The organism is Pseudactinotalea sp. Z1739, from assembly GCF_049725055.1.
In the GTDB taxonomy this organism is placed as follows: domain Bacteria; phylum Actinomycetota; class Actinomycetes; order Actinomycetales; family Beutenbergiaceae; genus CALKWS01.
The window spans coordinates 18678-34429 of sequence record NZ_JBMPQA010000017.1 but is presented as its reverse complement, the minus strand read 5'-3'; the positions used below and the strand labels follow the sequence as shown (position 1 = coordinate 34429).

General features: G+C 69.2%; 15 protein-coding genes. 6 read left to right on the top strand and 9 right to left on the bottom strand.

The features are described 5' to 3' along the window. Positions 1-135 precede the first annotated feature (135 nt). Positions 136-1770 carry an MDR family MFS transporter gene (locus tag ACO0LV_RS17605; RefSeq protein WP_424789232.1) on the bottom strand — a complete coding sequence of 545 codons (1635 nt, stop codon included), beginning with the start codon at positions 1768-1770 and terminating at the stop codon, positions 136-138. A gap of 125 nt (positions 1771-1895) precedes the next feature. Between ACO0LV_RS17605 and ACO0LV_RS17600 the strand changes: the two genes are divergently transcribed. Next, positions 1896-2543: a TetR/AcrR family transcriptional regulator gene (locus ACO0LV_RS17600; RefSeq protein WP_424789231.1), complete on the top strand. Its 648-nt coding sequence runs from the start codon at positions 1896-1898 to the stop codon at positions 2541-2543. 67 nt (positions 2544-2610) lie between these two features. Beyond that, positions 2611-4494 (top strand): heavy metal translocating P-type ATPase, encoded by a 1884-nt coding sequence (locus ACO0LV_RS17595; RefSeq protein ID WP_424789230.1) that lies wholly within the window; start codon positions 2611-2613, stop codon positions 4492-4494. A gap of 13 nt (positions 4495-4507) precedes the next feature. On the opposite strand, the gene ACO0LV_RS17590 is transcribed toward ACO0LV_RS17595, so the two are convergent. The 8 genes from ACO0LV_RS17590 to ACO0LV_RS17555 all read right to left on the bottom strand — a co-directional run bounded on the left by ACO0LV_RS17590 (position 4508) and on the right by ACO0LV_RS17555 (position 12007). Continuing rightward, positions 4508-5437 carry a VOC family protein gene (locus ACO0LV_RS17590; protein WP_424789229.1) on the bottom strand — a complete coding sequence of 310 codons (930 nt, stop codon included), beginning with the start codon at positions 5435-5437 and terminating at the stop codon, positions 4508-4510. Between the two features lie 175 nt (positions 5438-5612). Continuing rightward, entirely contained in the window at positions 5613-6431 is an 819-nt protein-coding gene (locus ACO0LV_RS17585; protein ID WP_424789228.1) for a hypothetical protein, read from the bottom strand. Further along, positions 6428-7183, bottom strand: coding sequence for an ABC transporter ATP-binding protein (locus tag ACO0LV_RS17580; protein WP_424789227.1), 756 nt, complete (start codon positions 7181-7183; stop codon positions 6428-6430). The genes ACO0LV_RS17585 and ACO0LV_RS17580 overlap by 4 nt, the downstream gene beginning before the upstream one ends. Continuing rightward, positions 7140-7538: a GntR family transcriptional regulator gene (locus ACO0LV_RS17575; protein WP_424789226.1), complete on the bottom strand. Its 399-nt coding sequence runs from the start codon at positions 7536-7538 to the stop codon at positions 7140-7142. Before ACO0LV_RS17575 ends, ACO0LV_RS17580 begins: the two co-directional genes overlap by 44 nt. A 98-nt stretch (positions 7539-7636) precedes the next feature. Then, positions 7637-8860, bottom strand: coding sequence for an MFS transporter (locus ACO0LV_RS17570; RefSeq protein WP_424789225.1), 1224 nt, complete (start codon positions 8858-8860; stop codon positions 7637-7639). Positions 8861-8953: 93 nt separating this feature from the next. Continuing rightward, positions 8954-10288 (bottom strand): hypothetical protein, encoded by a 1335-nt coding sequence (locus ACO0LV_RS17565; protein WP_424789224.1) that lies wholly within the window; start codon positions 10286-10288, stop codon positions 8954-8956. Beyond that, positions 10285-11163, bottom strand: coding sequence for a cytochrome c biogenesis CcdA family protein (locus tag ACO0LV_RS17560; protein WP_424789223.1), 879 nt, complete (start codon positions 11161-11163; stop codon positions 10285-10287). The genes ACO0LV_RS17565 and ACO0LV_RS17560 overlap by 4 nt, the downstream gene beginning before the upstream one ends. Positions 11164-11167: 4 nt before the next feature. After that, positions 11168-12007 carry a DsbA family protein gene (locus ACO0LV_RS17555; RefSeq protein ID WP_424789222.1) on the bottom strand — a complete coding sequence of 280 codons (840 nt, stop codon included), beginning with the start codon at positions 12005-12007 and terminating at the stop codon, positions 11168-11170. A gap of 77 nt (positions 12008-12084) precedes the next feature. Between ACO0LV_RS17555 and ACO0LV_RS17550 the strand changes: the two genes are divergently transcribed. The 4 genes from ACO0LV_RS17550 to ACO0LV_RS17535 all read left to right on the top strand — a co-directional run bounded on the left by ACO0LV_RS17550 (position 12085) and on the right by ACO0LV_RS17535 (position 15742). Next, on the top strand, positions 12085-12663 hold the full coding sequence (locus ACO0LV_RS17550) for a hypothetical protein (RefSeq protein ID WP_424789221.1): 579 nt from the start codon (positions 12085-12087) through the stop codon (positions 12661-12663). Beyond that, on the top strand, positions 12660-13052 hold the full coding sequence (locus ACO0LV_RS17545) for a BlaI/MecI/CopY family transcriptional regulator (protein ID WP_424789220.1): 393 nt from the start codon (positions 12660-12662) through the stop codon (positions 13050-13052). The genes ACO0LV_RS17550 and ACO0LV_RS17545 overlap by 4 nt, the downstream gene beginning before the upstream one ends. After that, positions 13049-14026 carry a M56 family metallopeptidase gene (locus ACO0LV_RS17540; protein ID WP_424789219.1) on the top strand — a complete coding sequence of 326 codons (978 nt, stop codon included), beginning with the start codon at positions 13049-13051 and terminating at the stop codon, positions 14024-14026. Before ACO0LV_RS17545 ends, ACO0LV_RS17540 begins: the two co-directional genes overlap by 4 nt. Before the next feature lie 294 nt (positions 14027-14320). Continuing rightward, the gene (locus tag ACO0LV_RS17535; RefSeq protein WP_424789218.1) at positions 14321-15742 is read left to right on the top strand and encodes an MBL fold metallo-hydrolase; all 1422 of its coding nucleotides are present in this window, start codon (positions 14321-14323) and stop codon (positions 15740-15742) included. Positions 15743-15752 lie beyond the last annotated feature (10 nt).

Below are 15752 nucleotides of genomic sequence, written 5' to 3'. Positions count from 1 at the left end.
GGCGGCGGCGACCACGACCGGGATGAGCGACCACACCCGCCGGGCCGGGCCGGGTCCTGGTCCTCCAGGTCGGGAGGACGTCCCGGGCCAGGCTCCCGGGGAGGATCAGCAGCACCCGGACCGGTCGTGCGGACCCTACCGGTCAGGTCCGGTTCCGCCCGCGTCTCGTCCCGTGCGTTCCGGTGCGTCGACACCCACCCTCGCGTGCACGGCGATCGAACCGCGCGCGTCTGCAGGATCGTGCAGGGTGGTGCGCAGCGGGATCGACTTGACCAGCATGGAGGCGATCACCGCCAGCAGCACCAGTGGCACGGCCGCGAGGAAGACCGTGTGCAGCGCATCGGCCATCCCTCGGCGCACCGCCTCGGCCATGGCCTCGGGCAACTCGGCCAGCAAGGTCGGATCGAGAACCGAGTCCGCACCCAGGCCTTCGGCCGGAAGCACCTCCTCGACCCCCTCGGGCAGGTGGTGCGGAATCGTGGTGACCATCCTGGAGGTCATGATGGTCCCCAGCACCGCCGTCCCAACCGTTCCCCCGGTGTTACGGAAGAACTGGACCGTCGCGGTGGCCACGCCGAGGTCACGCTGACTCACCGCGTTCTGCACGATGATCGTGAACGGCTGCATCGATCCGCCCAGTCCGGCGCCCAGCACCACCATCGCCACGGTCAACTGCAGTTCGGAGGAGCCGTAGTCCATCCGCAGCAGCAGACCGAACCCGGCCAGCATCGTCAGGGTGCCCCCGACGATGAAGACCTTGTACCTCCCGGTCCTGGTGATGAGGAACCCGATCACGATGCCCACCACGATCATCGCCAGACTCATCGGGATCATGATCGCTCCGGACACGGTGGCGCTGACACCGAGGACTCCCTGGGCGTAGACCGGGATATAGAAGATCGCGCCGAACATGCTCATCGCGATCATCAGGCTGGCGATGTTGGAGAAGGTCAGGATCGAGTTGCGGAACAGACGCAACGGGAGCACCGGTTCCTCGGCCCGCAGTTCGATCAGGATGAAGGCGGCGAGCAGTACCATGCCCAGCGCGAACAGGCCCAGCACCTGCGGTGAACCCCACGCGTAGGTGGTGCCGCCCCAGGAGGTGGCGAGCAGGATCGACACCAGTGCGGCGGCCAGCGTCACGATGCCGGCCACGTCGATCTTGGCCCTGCGTTGCACGTGCGGCACATGCAGGTACTTGGTGATGAAGACCAGTGCCACCACACCCACCGGCAGCGCGGCGTAGAACAACCATCGCCAGCCCCAGTGGTCGGTGATCCAGCCACCGAGCAACGGACCGGCGATCGAGGTCACGCCGAACACCGCGCCCATGAACCCCTGGTACTTGCCGCGCTGACGTGGGGGGATGATGTCGCCGATGATGGTCTGGGACAGCGTCATCAACGCGCCCATCCCCAGGCCCTGGACCCCGCGAGCCGCGACCAGCCACCAGAAACTCGGGGCCAGTCCGGCCAGGATCGAGCCGAGCAGGAAGATGCTGAGGCCGGCCAGGTAGAACGCGCGCCGGCCGTACAGGTCGGACAGCTTCCCCACGATCGGCACCACCACTGCGGACACCAGCATCGCCGCCGTCGCCAGCCAACTGTAGTGATCGATGCCGCCGAGGTCGGCCACGATGATCGGCATCGCCGGAGAGACGATCGTCTGGCTGATCGAGGCCACCAGCATGCCCAGCAGCAGACCGATGAACACCATCCTGGATGCTCGACTCAGTCCCCACGTCGGTGCGGGGCTGACTGAACCAGTCATGCGTGAGGTGCTCCTTGATCCCTGGGTGCGCACACGGCCCCAGGACGCGATCGAGCGTAGAGGCAATACTGCAGTAACTGCAACTTTGCAGTTACTGAACCAGACTTCCGGTACGCTACGCGGTGATGTCCACCAAGCGAGCCTCCGTCCCGGTCCAGCCGCACGCTGCCGGTGACGACGGCGTTCGATTGCGGGAGCGGAAGAAGCGCACCACCTGGCGGGCACTCCAGATGGCCGGCCTGTCCCTGGTGGCCGAGCGCGGCCTGCACGCGGTCACGACCGAGCAGATCGCTGCTGAGGCGGGGGTTTCGCAGCGGACGCTGTTCAACTACTTCACGAGCAAGGAGGACGTCCTGGTCGGGACCGATCCGGAACTGGCACCCGCCCTGGCCGCGATCCTGCGGGCGCGCCCCGCGACCGAGCCGCCGCTGGAGTCACTGAAGCAGGTGTTCGTGGGGTACGCCGAGGCGATCGCGCAGGATCAGCACCGGTGGCAGTTGCGTATGCAGGCGGTCGATGACAATCCGGAACTCCTACCCGCACTGGTGGGGTCCTCAGCGGTGATCGGGCGGGAACTGACCCGCGCCGTCGCCGCTCGCACGGGAATGGACCCGGATTCCGAAACCTATCCGTCCCTGGTCGTGAACGTGTCCCTGACCACGCTGCGAACGGTCCTGCACAAGCACGCGGCTGCCGGGTTCGCCGGGTCGTTGACCGCGCTCACCGCAGCAGCGTTCGACGCCGTCATGGCGGGCCTGCCCAGCCCCGACTGATGTGACGGACCGCGTTCTGGGACATCGGGCCCACTCATCACTGAACCCCTGGCGATATGGTGCCGCCATGAGGGCGCTTCGATTCATTCGTACGCAGCCGTTGGCCATCGTGGCGTTCGTCGCCATCATCGTGGCGCTGGTCCTCACCGCGACCGGGCAGCCCACCGCGGTGGCTGTGCTGGCGATCGGGGTCATCGGCATCGTCATCGCCGTCACCGCCTGGGACATGTTCCGCGATCTGATGGCCGGGCACTGGGGCCTGGACATCCTGGCCGTGGTGGCCATGGTCGCCACCTTGATGGTCGGTGAGTACATCGCGGGCCTCATCATCGCGCTCATGCTCACCGGCGGGGAGGCGCTGGAGAACTACGCCGCGCACCGCGCCAGTCGTGAACTGGACCTGTTGGTCAACCGGGCCCCGTCCTTCGCGCAGCGGATCGGCCCGGGCACCTCGGAGGTCGAACGCATCGCCGTGGACGAGGTCGCTGTCGGGGACCTACTGGTGGTGCGCTCGGGTGAGGTGGTGCCGGTGGACGGCACCCTGGTCTCCAAGCGAGCGGTGATCGATGAGTCCTCGGTGACGGGCGAGCCGATCCCGGTCACCTACGCCGAGGACGACTCGATCCTGTCCGGGACGGTCAATACCACCGAGGCGTTCACCCTGCGTGCGGACAAGGTCGCCGCGGACTCCCACTACGCCTCGATCGTGCGTCTGGTCACCGAGGCGGTCGAGTCCCGGGCGCCGATGGTGCGCCTGGCCGACCGGTACGCGGTGCCCTTCACGATCCTGTCACTGACCATCGCCGGACTGGCCTGGTACATCAGCGGAGACGCGACCCGGTTCGCCGAGGTGCTCGTGGTGGCCACTCCGTGTCCCCTGCTGATCGCCACGCCGGTGGCCTTCATGGGCGGGATGAGTTCGGCGGCCAGGCTGAACGTGATCGTCAAGGAGGGCGGCGCGTTGGAGACCCTGGCCCGGGTCCGTTCGGCCGCCCTGGACAAGACCGGCACCCTGACCAAGGGCAAGCCCATCGTGGTGGACATCAGGCCGGGCGAGGAGTCGGCGACCGAGACGCTGCGGGCGGCGGGTGCCGTCGAGCAGTACTCGGTGCACGTCTTCGCCGACCCCATCGTCGCCCACGCCCGGGCCGAGGGGTTGCCGTTGCCCGAGGTCACCGCCGCCGAGGAGATCGCCACCAACGGCGTGCAGGCCACGCTCGCCGACGGCACGAGCGTGCGCGTGGGCAAGCCGACTTTCATCGAGGAGGTCACCGGCCCGGTGCAGCGGACCGAGCTTCGCCCGGGTGAGACCGCCGTCTACGTCTCCACCGGCACGCGGCTGGCCGGGGTGATCGTGCTCTCCGACCCGCTGAAGGACAACGCCGCCGAGACCGTGCAGCGCCTCAAGGAACACGGCGTGCGCACGATCGCCATGGTCACCGGCGACGTGGCAGCCACCGCGAAGTCGATCGCGGCACAGGCCGGGATCGAGGACGTCTACGCCGAAACCACCCCGGGAACCAAGATCGAGGTGGTGCAGCAACTGCAGCCGAGGCCGGCGCTGATGGTGGGTGACGGTATCAACGACGCGCCGGTACTGGCGGTGGCCGACGTCGGGATCGCGATGGCGGCACGTGGGGCCACGGCCGCGAGCGAGTCCGCCTCTGCGGTGATCACCTCCGAGGACATCGGCCGGGTGGCAGATGTGATCCACGTGGGCCGGCGCACCGTCAGGATCGCGCTGCAGTCCATCTGGTTGGGCATCATCATCTCGGTCGGCCTGATGCTGGTAGCGGCGTTCGGGTACCTGCCCGCTGTCGTGGGTGCCCTGCTGCAGGAGGTGGTGGACCTGGTCGCGATCCTCAGTGCCCTCCGTGCGCTGCGGATCCACCGCGAGATCCAGACCGCCAAGGTCGCCGGACACCCACGAGCCCTGGCCCCGGCGCGCTGAGCGAGCGTGACGGTCAGCGACTGAGCAGTTCCTCGGTGCTCGTGCCGGGCAAGGCGATCGTCACCTGAGTACCCCACGGATCCTTGACTACCACCGAGCGCCCGGTGTCCTGGTGCTGGACCTGCTCAGCCGACAACCGGGCCACGAGTGCGTCCAGATCCTCCCGCCGGGGCACAGTGATCGCCACGTCGCCCAAGCCCAGGGTGGCCGCGCGGGGGCCCGCCTCGCGGCTGTTCCAGGTGTTCATCGCCACGTGGTGGTGATAGCCGCCGGCAGCGGCGAACAGGGCCCCTGGGTAGGTCTCGACCGTGGTTTCGAACCCGAGGAGGTCCACGTAGAACTTCCGCGCGGAAGCGATGTCGCCCACCTGCAGGTGCACGTGTCCGACCGTGCCGGCCCGGCGCGCTCCGGCTGCCAGAACGTCCTCATCGAGGTGTGCGCGCAGGTAGGCGTTCGGGTCGAGGAAGTTGGACGCCATCTGCAGTTGGCCGTCGCGGAAAGTCCACTCGGAGCGGTCCCGATCGACATAGAGTTCGATGCCGTTGCCCTCCGGGTCGGTGAAGTAGAAGGCCTCGCTGACCAGGTGGTCGCTGGAGCCGACGAACCGGCTGCGGGGATCCTGGGCCGCCCGATACACCGTGGCCGCCAGGCTGGCCTTGTCCTCGAACAGGAAGGCGGTGTGGAACAGTCCGGCTTGCCGCGGGTCCACCGCAGGAAGGCCGGGCGTGGAGATCAACCGGACCAGGGGCACCTCTCCGCGCCCCAGCACCCGGTGCACACCGGCCGCCCGGGACCGCTCCTCGATCGGCTCCATGGCCAGCGCCTCCGAGTAGTAGGACGACATCAGGTCAAGATCCCCAACGTGCAGGGTGACGGCGTCCATGGCGGTCTGCGCGGCGAGGGTCTTCTCGCTCACCGCTGACGAACTGGCGACCTCGGTCATCGGTGCGCCTCCTTCTCGACTGGGCAAAGTAGTTGAACGTGCAATCACCAGTGTAGCGGTGGATAGTTGAAAGTACAACTACCCATCGGGAGGTGCACGCCACACAGACGGGCCCGCCGATCCCTCCGATCGACGGGCCCGTCCCGGCTTCTCGCTGCCGGCTTCGCGCTGGCTCTCAGGCCAGCGAGACCTTGTGGTTCCAGGACTGCACCGTGCGCCATGCGCAGAAGAGGGTCACCAGGAGGATCGCCGGGATGAAGCCCAGCGGCATCACGTCCTCGGTACTTGCGGACCCGAGCTGCATCTCGGCGATGATGCTGTAGGACACCACTCCCAGCGCTCCGTTCTGCAGGCCGATCCCGAACGGAATGGCGATCATCCCGATGATGCCCGCCAATTGGGTGACCGTGTACAGCACGACGAACACCAGGACCGGCCCGCCGAGTCCCCACCGGTTCAGCGGACGCTCGCTGCCTCGCGAGACGGCGAAGAAGTAGTGGATCGGCCAGATCAGGTACATCGCCAGCAGCAGTAGCGCCCCGCCGGCGAGCATGCCGCTCGAACTCACCGCGCTGAGCCGGTCCCAGAGCATGCCCGCTGCGGTGAACGGGTTGCGGTCCATCCCGACGGCGGGGCCCACGCCCACCCAGAACACTCCGAACAGGACCAGGGTGAGTCCGAGCCCAGCGAGGGTCACCAGCACCGCCCAGGTGGCCTTGGCGGCATAGATCCTCCCGCCGCCGATCGGCAGGGAATGGGTGAAGTACCCGGTACGGCTGTAACTGGACCGGTAGTAATCGGCCGTGAGTGCCAATTGCAGGCCAGGGACGAGCACGGTGATGGCGATACCACCCAGCAACATGCCGAGTGGGCTCAGCACGGGCCAAGCCGTCGCGGTGAGCACGGTACCGAGCAGGGTGAGGAGCACGGCCACTCCGGCCACGGTCCCCACCAGGGTGCGGGTGCGCAGCCATTCGTGTTTGAGCAGCATCATCGGTAGGTCTCCTTGAAGATGTGATCCAAACTCGCGGAGTGCTCGCCGCGCAGATCGTCCGCCTCGCCCTGCAGGACGACCCGACCGTGCCGCATCATCACCACCGAGTCGAGAATGGACTCCAGGTCATGGATGAGGTGCGTGGTGATGACCAGCAGGGAATCGGCGGAGAGGTTGCGCAGGATGCCGTCGAGAATCACCTGCCGCGCCGCCGGGTCCACACCGGCGATCGGCTCGTCGAGCAGGAAGACCCGGGCATCGCGTGACATCGCCAGGGCGATCTGCACCTTCTCGCGCATACCCTTGGACATCTCCTTCAGCCGCATGCCGTCGCGCAGCCCGAAGAATCCGATGAGGTCTGCCGCTCGCTCCCGGTCGAAGTCGGCGAAGAAGTCCGCGTAAAGGTCCAGGCAGTACGAGACCTTGGCGCCGTCGGGGAGAAAACTGGCGTCGGGAAGAAAGGAGACGAGCGCCTTGGACTCCGGGCCCGGCCGGTGCCCGGCGATGGTGACCTCACCGGAGTAGTCGCTGAGCACTCCGGCCAGAACCTTCAGCAGCGTGGTCTTGCCGCAGCCGTTCTCGCCCAGCAGCCCGACGATCTGCCCCGGGGCGAGGTCGAGGTCGAAGTCGTCCAGGGCGGTGGTCTGGCCGTAATGCACGGACAGACCGCGGGTACGGATAGCCGATGTGGCGCGGGCGTGGGTCATCTCAGGCTCCCCCGGTGCCGGTTCGGTTCTGATCGTGGTCGACATGGGCCGTCCACCTCTCCTCGATGAGTTGTTGTGCTTGGTCGGGTGGCATGCGCAGTCCCTGGGCCCGGCGGATGAATTCGTCAGCCGCGTCCCGGGTGAGCTCGGCCCGCACCCGATTGATTCGCGACGCGTCCTCGGTGACGAACCTGCCGGCGGTACGCTCGGACCGGCACAGGCCCTGCCGCTCGAGTTCGGCCAGAGCGCGCTGGGCGGTGTTGGGATTCACCCCGAGTCCGGCGGCCAGCTCCCGCACCCCGGGGACCTTGCTCCCCGGCGCCCACTCGCCGACCACGATCGACCGGGCGAACTCGGAGACGAGTTGCACCCAGATCGGTGCGGATGTGTCGAACTCCACTGACTCGCCTCACATGTATGCCTGTATTAGGTCACTAATACAGTGACACATTCACCGCGAGCGTGTCAACGTCGTCGGTCCGCACCCTCGGTGGGGCGTCAAAGCCGAGTCGGCGCCACCGGTTCGTCCGCGAGCCCCTGGCGTTCCACCACCGGCCGGTTCTTCACCGCCGGGGACAGGAACATCGCCACCAGCACCACGATCATCGGGATCACCAGTGCGTGACGCAGGCCCACCTGCTCGCCGACGAAGCCCAGTAGCGGCGGGCCCACCAGGAACGCGATGTAGCCGATGGTGGCCACCAGGGACACCCGCACCGCCGGGTTCGGCCCGGAATCACCTGCCGCGGACAAGGCCACCGGAAAGCCCAGCGAGGCGCCGAGCCCCCAGAGGACGACGGCGGCCACCGCGGTGAATTGACTGTCCACGAAGGCCACCACCACCAGACCCAGGAGCGCGAAGCCCGCACTGATACCCAACACCAGCGCCCGGCCGAGCCTGGCGATCACCGGCCCTCCGGCGAAACGACCAAGGGTCATCGAGGCGGCGAACACGGCGAATATCGCCGAACCCCACGCTTCGCCGAATCCATGCCCGTCCACCATGATCAACGGCAACCAGTCGTTTGCGGTTCCTTCGGTCAGCGCCATCGCCAGCACGATGACCCCGATGAGGACCAGGCGGGCGTCCTTCCAGATCGGTGGCGTCGCGGCGGTCCCCGCCGAGCCATCGGCTCGCAGGAGCGGGACGCGCCCGGTGCCCGGCAATACGCTGCGGATAGCCGCACCGAACACCCCGGCACCGAGCGCGCCGGTGAGCACCAGGTGCCAGACCACGGGGAAGCCGGTGGCGGTGGCGCCGATGCCGGCCAGGGCGCCGACCACCGTGCCCAGGCTGAAACACCCGTGCAGCGCCGGCAGGAACGGCCGGCGCCCGGCCCGCTCCACGTCGGCACCCTCGACGTTCATCGCCACGTCCGCAGCGCCGAGACCCAGGCCGAAGACGAACAACCCCGCCGCCACCACCCAGGCCGCTCCGGCACCGGCGCCCAGACCGATGACGGGCATGCTCAGCGCCACACCGGCGATCCCGGCCGCGATCACCGGCCGTCCCCCGAACTTGGCGACCAGAGCCCCGGAGCACAGGATCCCCAGCATCGATCCGACCGAGAGCCCGAAGAGCACCAGACCCATCTGCGCCGTCGAGGCGTGCAGGAGGTCCCGGATCGCCGGGGTCCGGGTGACCCAGGAGGCCAGCGAGAGCCCGGGCACGAAGAACAGCGCGAACAGCGCCCACCGGCGCCTCGTGAGCGAAACGGTCACCGCACTCCTCATCACGCCGGGGCACGTCCAGGCACACGCCCACCCACCGGGTTCAATCTACACCGCGGCCCGGCCCGAGACCGTGCGGCGACGCTACTCCTGCGGCTCCCGGTCCTCGTCGGCGACGATCGTCACCAGTGGGTACCCCTCGGTCGCGACCACCACGGTGGCCCCGTTCGCCGCGATCACCGCCGGCACCAGGATCTCGCCCTGCCCCTGCGGGTCATAGGCCTCCGCCACCTCCCCGGTGAGCACGTTGTGTACCCGCACGCTGTCGCCGGAGCGCAGATAGAGCATGACTCCACCGGCACCCTCGATCGTGGCGGGTTCGGTTAGCAGGTACGCCCACAGTTCTTCGCCGCTCGCGTCAAAGGCGCGTGCGTGCTCGCCCTCCAGCACCACCCTGGTGCCGGTGGACTCCTCGACGACGGCATCGGTGACGTCCTCGGCCAGCACCAGGCCCTGCTCCAGGTCGATGGCCGCGGCTACACCCGGTGCCACCTGCAGTCTGGTCACTTGGCGATCCGCACCGGTACCGGCGGCCGGCGCCAGGTCGGTGGGGTCCCAGCCGTACTCGGTCGCATCCAAGCGCCACACCTCCTCCTGGGCGGCACCGGCCAGGGCGAGCACGTGGTCGCCGGCGACCATCAGCACGGTGCCGTCGTACTCCCCCAGGACGCGGGCGTCGTCCTCCTCCCCGTCGGCCAGGATCTCCCCGGTGGCGGCGTCCAGCACCAGCCGCGCACCGCCGTCGCCGGTCGGCCCGGCCCCTGGTGCGGCGAAGACGAGGCCCGGGCCCACGTGCGGCCCGCCCACCGGCACCGGCCCCCACGCGTGCTCACCGGTGCGCAGGTCATACGCCGTCGCGGTGGTCCTCGCACGTTCCCCGGAGTCGCCGCCGGGGTCCACATCGGTGAGCACTGCCAGATCCTGACCGTCCTCGGTACCGGCCAGAGTGAAGCCGGCGCAACCGGGCGGGCGCTCGGCCGCCCACAACACGCTGCCCTCGGCGTCCACCGCGCTGAACGTCAGGGCACCCTCGCGCTCCGCCGGGGCGAGGAACACCTCGCCGCGCTCGGCCGGCAGCACGTCGAAGGGAGTCTGGACGATCCGGCGAGCCTCCAGGTGATAAGGCAGCCAGGTGCCCGCCGGGTCCATCTCGGCCAGGGGCTCGGGATCGAGGTCGGGGGCGCGGTCGAGATCGTCCCCGGGCTCGTCGCACGCTCCGGCCGTGACTCCCGGTGATGACTGTGTCGTCCCGGCGTCCTCCGCCGCGTCGGTCTCGGCCTGTTCCGATGTGGCCTGCCCGTCATCCGAGGTCGGCTGTTCCTCCGGCGTCGGCTGTTCGTCGGCGGGTGCCGAGCATCCGGCCAGGAGCAGGAGGGTTGCCGCGGCACCGGCCAGCGCCGTCCGGCACCGCGCCCTCACCGGTCCTCCTGGTCCGCTGCGGCCTTCGCGGCCTCCTGCCGGATCGGCTGGTGGCGGCGCTTGCGCAGGCGTGCCCAGATGAGCAGAACGACGACGGCGGCCACCACGATCGCGAACACGTCCAGCGCGGGGTGGGCCAGCACGGCGCTGCGTTCCTGCAACCAGGCCTGGGTGGAGGTGGGCAGCAGGGCGGGGGTCCCCACGAATCCGTTGGTGGTCCAGAACGCGACACCGACCACAACCATGAGCACGCCGGTGATCACCGAGGTGGTGTGCAGCCGCCGGCCGAACACGCTGAAGGTGCGCCCGCGCAGCACGGAGCGGCCCTTGGCGCCCAACCGGCCCCAGACCGAGGCGAGCACGAGCAGCGGGACCACCATGCCCGCCCCGTAGATGGCCAGCATCGCCCCGGAGAGCACCAGGGAATCCTGGGTAGCCGCCATGGTCAGCACCGCCCCCAGGATCGGGCCGGCGCAGAATCCGGCAATACCCCCGACCGCGCCCAGTAACACCGTCTTGAGCATCCCGGTGCGTACCTGGGCCTGGTTCTGCAGCCCGCGGGCTCCGGGCAGCATCCGGGCCGGATCGAACCCCAGACCCAGGACCTGCACCACGCCGAGCACGATGAGCAGGAGCGACGCAATGGCGATCACCGGCTCGCGGTAGGTGGAGAACAGCAGCCCGATGGCCCCGGCCCCCACTCCCAGGGGCACCAGCACCAGCACCAGACCGGCGTAGAACAGCAGACCGTGCAGCCACAGTCTCGCCCCGGAGCCGAGGGTAGAGGCGAAGAACGCCGGCAGTAGCAGCGCCCCGCACGGGCTCAGCAGCGCCAGGGTTCCGCCGATGAAGGCGGTCAGCAGTCCGATCTCCATGGTGCTAACCCGTCGCAGCGGCCAGTGCGGCCTCAACGGCGTCGGTGAACACCTCGGTGGGCTGGGCGCCGATGATGGGCTGGCCGTCGAGGATGAAGGTCGGCGTGGAGTACGCGCCCAGATCCAGACCCAGTTGCGCGTTGCGGTCGATCTCCTCGGCGGTCTCGGGGGCGTTCAGATCCGCCGTGAACTGCTCCTCGTCCAGCCCCTCTTCCACGGCGAGTTCGGTCAGGCCGTCTTCGGAGAGTTCCCGATGGGAGCGGATCTGCCCGTCGGGGAACAGGGCCTCGTGGTACTCCCAGAATCCGCCCTGCAGCGCTGCCGCGTAGGAGGCTCGCGCGGCACGCTCGGATTCCTCACCGAAGACGTTCACATCGCGCCATTCGATCCGCAGATCCCCGGCGTCGACGTACTCCATCATCACCGGTAGCGTCTCCGCGCTCCACTGCGCGCAGAACGGGCACTGGTAGTCCGAGAACACCACCAGCACCACCGGGGCATCGGCCGGACCGGCAGCGAGGAGTTCATCGGCGTCGCGGCGCTCGACCCCCTCGGTCTCGGGTTGCTCAGGACCTTCCACGCGTGCCGGCGGGCCCTGTACACCCGGTTCCTGGGTGGTCCCGTCGCCTGCCTCGGGTCCGGCGGCATCCGAGCCCTCGTCCGCACCGTCCTGGCCCGGATCGGTCTGCGCGGCGCCGTTGGTGCCGGCTGGTTCCTGCGGGCCTGTCTGCTCCGAGGACCCGCCCCGCAGCAGGAACACCATCGCCAGCATCAGCGCAACGAGGCCCAGCACCACGGCGGGCACCACCCAAGCACGTGATTGCGGGTTATCCTGTTGCACCACTACTGCACCTCCTGCTGACTCTCTGCTCGCACCGCCGATGACTATGCAACATAGTAACCATGAGTCATACTGGCCCGATGACATGGATTTCGAAGAACGTGAGTTCGTTACGTCACACCGCCGCGATGGCCCGCCAGGGGCTGCGGTTATGGACACCACGGCAGTTCGTCTTCGCCGCGGCCTCGGCGGCCGCCGTCGCGCTGCTCATCGGAATCGCGACCGTCCTGATCCCGAACCCGATCTTCGGCCGGGAAATTCCGCCGGTGTGGTGGAACTATCCGGTCTGGCTGCTGACCTCAGCGTTCACCGGCATGCTCATCACCACCTACCTGCGCCCCACCCCGGGCGTCGCCGAGGTGGCCGAGGGTGCCGGGGCCGACCCCGCCGACGCCTCGCTGACCCCACGCCAGGAACGGCGCAACAGCCGGTTCGGCATGGTCGGAACCGTGCTGGCCTGGTTCGCCGTCGGATGCCCGGTCTGTAACAAGATCGCGTTGCTCGCCCTGGGATACACCGGCGCCATCACGTGGTTCGCTCCGATCCAACCCTTCCTGGCGCTGGGCGCCCTGGTTCTGACCGGCGTGGCGCTGCTGTGGCGCCTGCGGGGGCAGGTCGCCTGCGCGGTGCCGGCGCCGAAGGCGACGGTGTCGTGGTGAGCAGCGGGACGCGCGAACGTCCCGGCGAGCCGGTGCGGTTGGGGACCCTGGAGGCCCAGGTGATGGATGTGCTCTGGACCAACGGCTCTGCCACCGTCCGGGAGATCATCGCCGAGTTGCCCGCGGACCCGGCCTACACCACGATCGCTACCGTGCTGTCGAACCTTGAACGCAAGGGCATGGTGGACGCCAAGCGGCAGGGCCGCTTCGTGCTGCACCGGCCGCGGATGAGCCGCGAGCAACACATTGCGCTGACGATGGGCCGTGCCCTGGACGCCGGAGGTGACCGGGCCGCCTCGATCATGCACTTCGTACAGACCATGCCCGAGCGGGACCGGGAGTTGCTCCGCGAGTACCTGCAGCACGATGACGACGGTGCCCGGCGGTGACGCCGACGCTCACGATCGGCGTGCTCGGCGCTGCCCTGGTCGCGGTGGCCCTGGGCGGTCCATGGCTGCTTCGCCGGGCCAGTTCCGCACTGGCACACGTCCCGAGACTGGCGGTCGCGATCCTGGCGGCAGGCTCCCTCGCCTGGGTGCTGGCCGCACTGGCCCTGGGCCCGTTGGCCGCCTGGGCGTTCACCGGTCCCGCGATCCCCGGACGCGCCGGGGAGGTGTGCCGCCAGTGCCTGGATGCGGCCAACCCCTGGACCGGTTCCACTCTGATCAACACCTGGGTGCCGGCGATCGTGCTCCTGGCGCTGCCGACTCTGGCCGCGATGGGACTGCTCACCGCGACAACCGCCCGGGCATGGCGACACGCGCAGGCAACGCGAGCGGTGGCCGCTGAGATACGTGACGAGGCGAGCAGAACACATCTGCAGGGTCAGCCGGTGCTGCTCATCCCCGACCCGGCGCCGCTGGTCTTTACCCTGGCCGCCCGGCACGGCGGGGTGGTGGTCTCCACCGGCGCGCGGGAGCGGCTCGACCAGGAGGAGTTGGCCGCCGTGCTCGAGCACGAGCGGGCCCACCTTCGCCAGCACCACCACCTGGTGATGGCCGTCGTGCGGGCACTGATCCCCTACCTTCGCTGGGTGCCGTTGATCGCCTCGGCAGCCGCAGCCATCCCCCACTACCTGGAGATCGCGGCCGACGACGCGGCCCGGCGCCGGACGGGAACCCGTGCGCTGGCGACCGCGCTGCTGAAGGTCGGTGATCCGGCGAGTTCCATGAGTCTGCCGGCGGACCTCGGCGGAGCACTGGGCGCCGCCGGGCCCCATCGCATCGGGCATCTGGTTCGCCCCGCCGCGCGTGCGGAAAGGTGGCCGGCACTCTTCCTCGGAAGCCAGGTCATGCTCATGCTGCTGGCCACCAGCGCCGTCGGCGTCCCCTACGCGGGCGCCGTGGCCAGCGGCTGCATCTGACGTCACCGGCCGCACGACACCAGCGCTCGATCGATCGGCCGGCTGTCGTTGCCGGCCGCGCCCCTGCTCGCCTCCGGAGACGTCACCGCAGGTCGCCGTTCCCGCTCGCGCGGGCCCGCTGGCTCCGTCCCTGCTCGCGCGGTCCGCTACCCGCCTCCACCGCTGCCTGCCGGCGGACATCCGACGTCGGGCCTTCTGGACACACCGGGCACATCGACGGTCTCATCTCTCCACTTGCATACCCCCCAGGGTATATGTGAGACTGCAACGCAGTCCCCCGAGGAGAGGAATCTCATGCGTCTTGACCGGATCTATGACGAGGACCTTGCCCAAGCGAGTTACCTCATCGGCTGCCAAGCCAGCGGAGAGGCGGTCGTCGTCGACCCCCGCCGCGACATCACTGAGTATCTGGACCTGGCCGATCGGCACGGATTGCAGATCGTGGCGGTCACCGAAACCCACATCCACGCCGATTACCTGTCCGGTACCCGCGAACTGGCGGCAGCAACCGGAGCCCGGATCTACCTCTCCGGGGAGGGAGGGCAGGACTGGCAGTACGGTTTCGAGGGCACCCGCCTCTACGACCGCGACAGTTTCGCCATCGGCAACATCACCATCGAGGCCCGGCACACCCCCGGGCACACCCCGGAGCACTTGTCCTTCCTGGTGACCGATGGCGCCTTCAGTTCCGACCCCGGCTACCTGCTGTCCGGTGACTTCATCTTCGTCGGCGACTTGGGCCGCCCGGACCTGCTCGATGAGGCCGCAGGCGGGGTTGACACCCGTTTCGCCGGTGCCCAGGACCTGTTCGCCAGCCTGAAGAACCTCCTCCTGGATCTTCCCGACCACGTGCAGATCTATCCCGCCCACGGCGCCGGTAGCGCCTGCGGCAAAGCCCTCGGCGCCGTGCCGGCCACCACCGTCGGCTACGAACGGCTCTTCGCCTGGTGGGCTTCCTACCTGCGCAACGACGACGAGCAGGGCTTCGTCAGCGAACTCCTCGCCGACCAGCCCGATGCGCACGCCTACTTCGCCCGGATGAAGCGTCAGAACAAGGAGGGCCCGCAGGTGCTGGGCCCCCTGGCGCCGCTCGCCGAGTGGGACACCGGACGCCTCGCCGCTGCCCTGCAGGAGGAGCAGGTCACCTTCGCCGACACCCGCCCGCGGGAGGACGTCCACCGGGGGACGGTCGCCGGTGCGCTGCACATCCCTGGGCCGGACAAGGCAGCGACCTACGGAGCCTGGGTGTTCGACCCCGAGCGGGAGACCGCGCCCCTGGTGCTGCTGGCGCCCGACAGCGAGGTCGCCGAGGACATCCGCGCCCACCTGGTGCGGGTAGGGATCGATGACGTCGCCGGGTACACCACCGAACTGGCCGGACTGCCCACCGCGGTCCCTGCGGTCGTGAGTCCGGACGACCTGGAGGACCTGACCGACGGCGACAACGTCCACCTCCTGGATGTCCGCAACCGGACCGAGCACGCCGAGGGCGCCATCCCCGGGAGTGATCAACTCGCCGTCGGACGGCTGATGTGGCATCTGGACGACCTGCCCGCCGCGGGCACGCTCGTGGCCTACTGCCAGAGCGGCAACCGCAGTTCGGTGGCCGGGGCGGCTCTGCGCCGGGCCGGTCACGACGTCGTCGAGGTCACCGGGGGGTTCCAGGCGTGGTCACAGACCACGGACACGCTGGACACCCCGGTCCGGGCCCGGTAGCACCGGCATC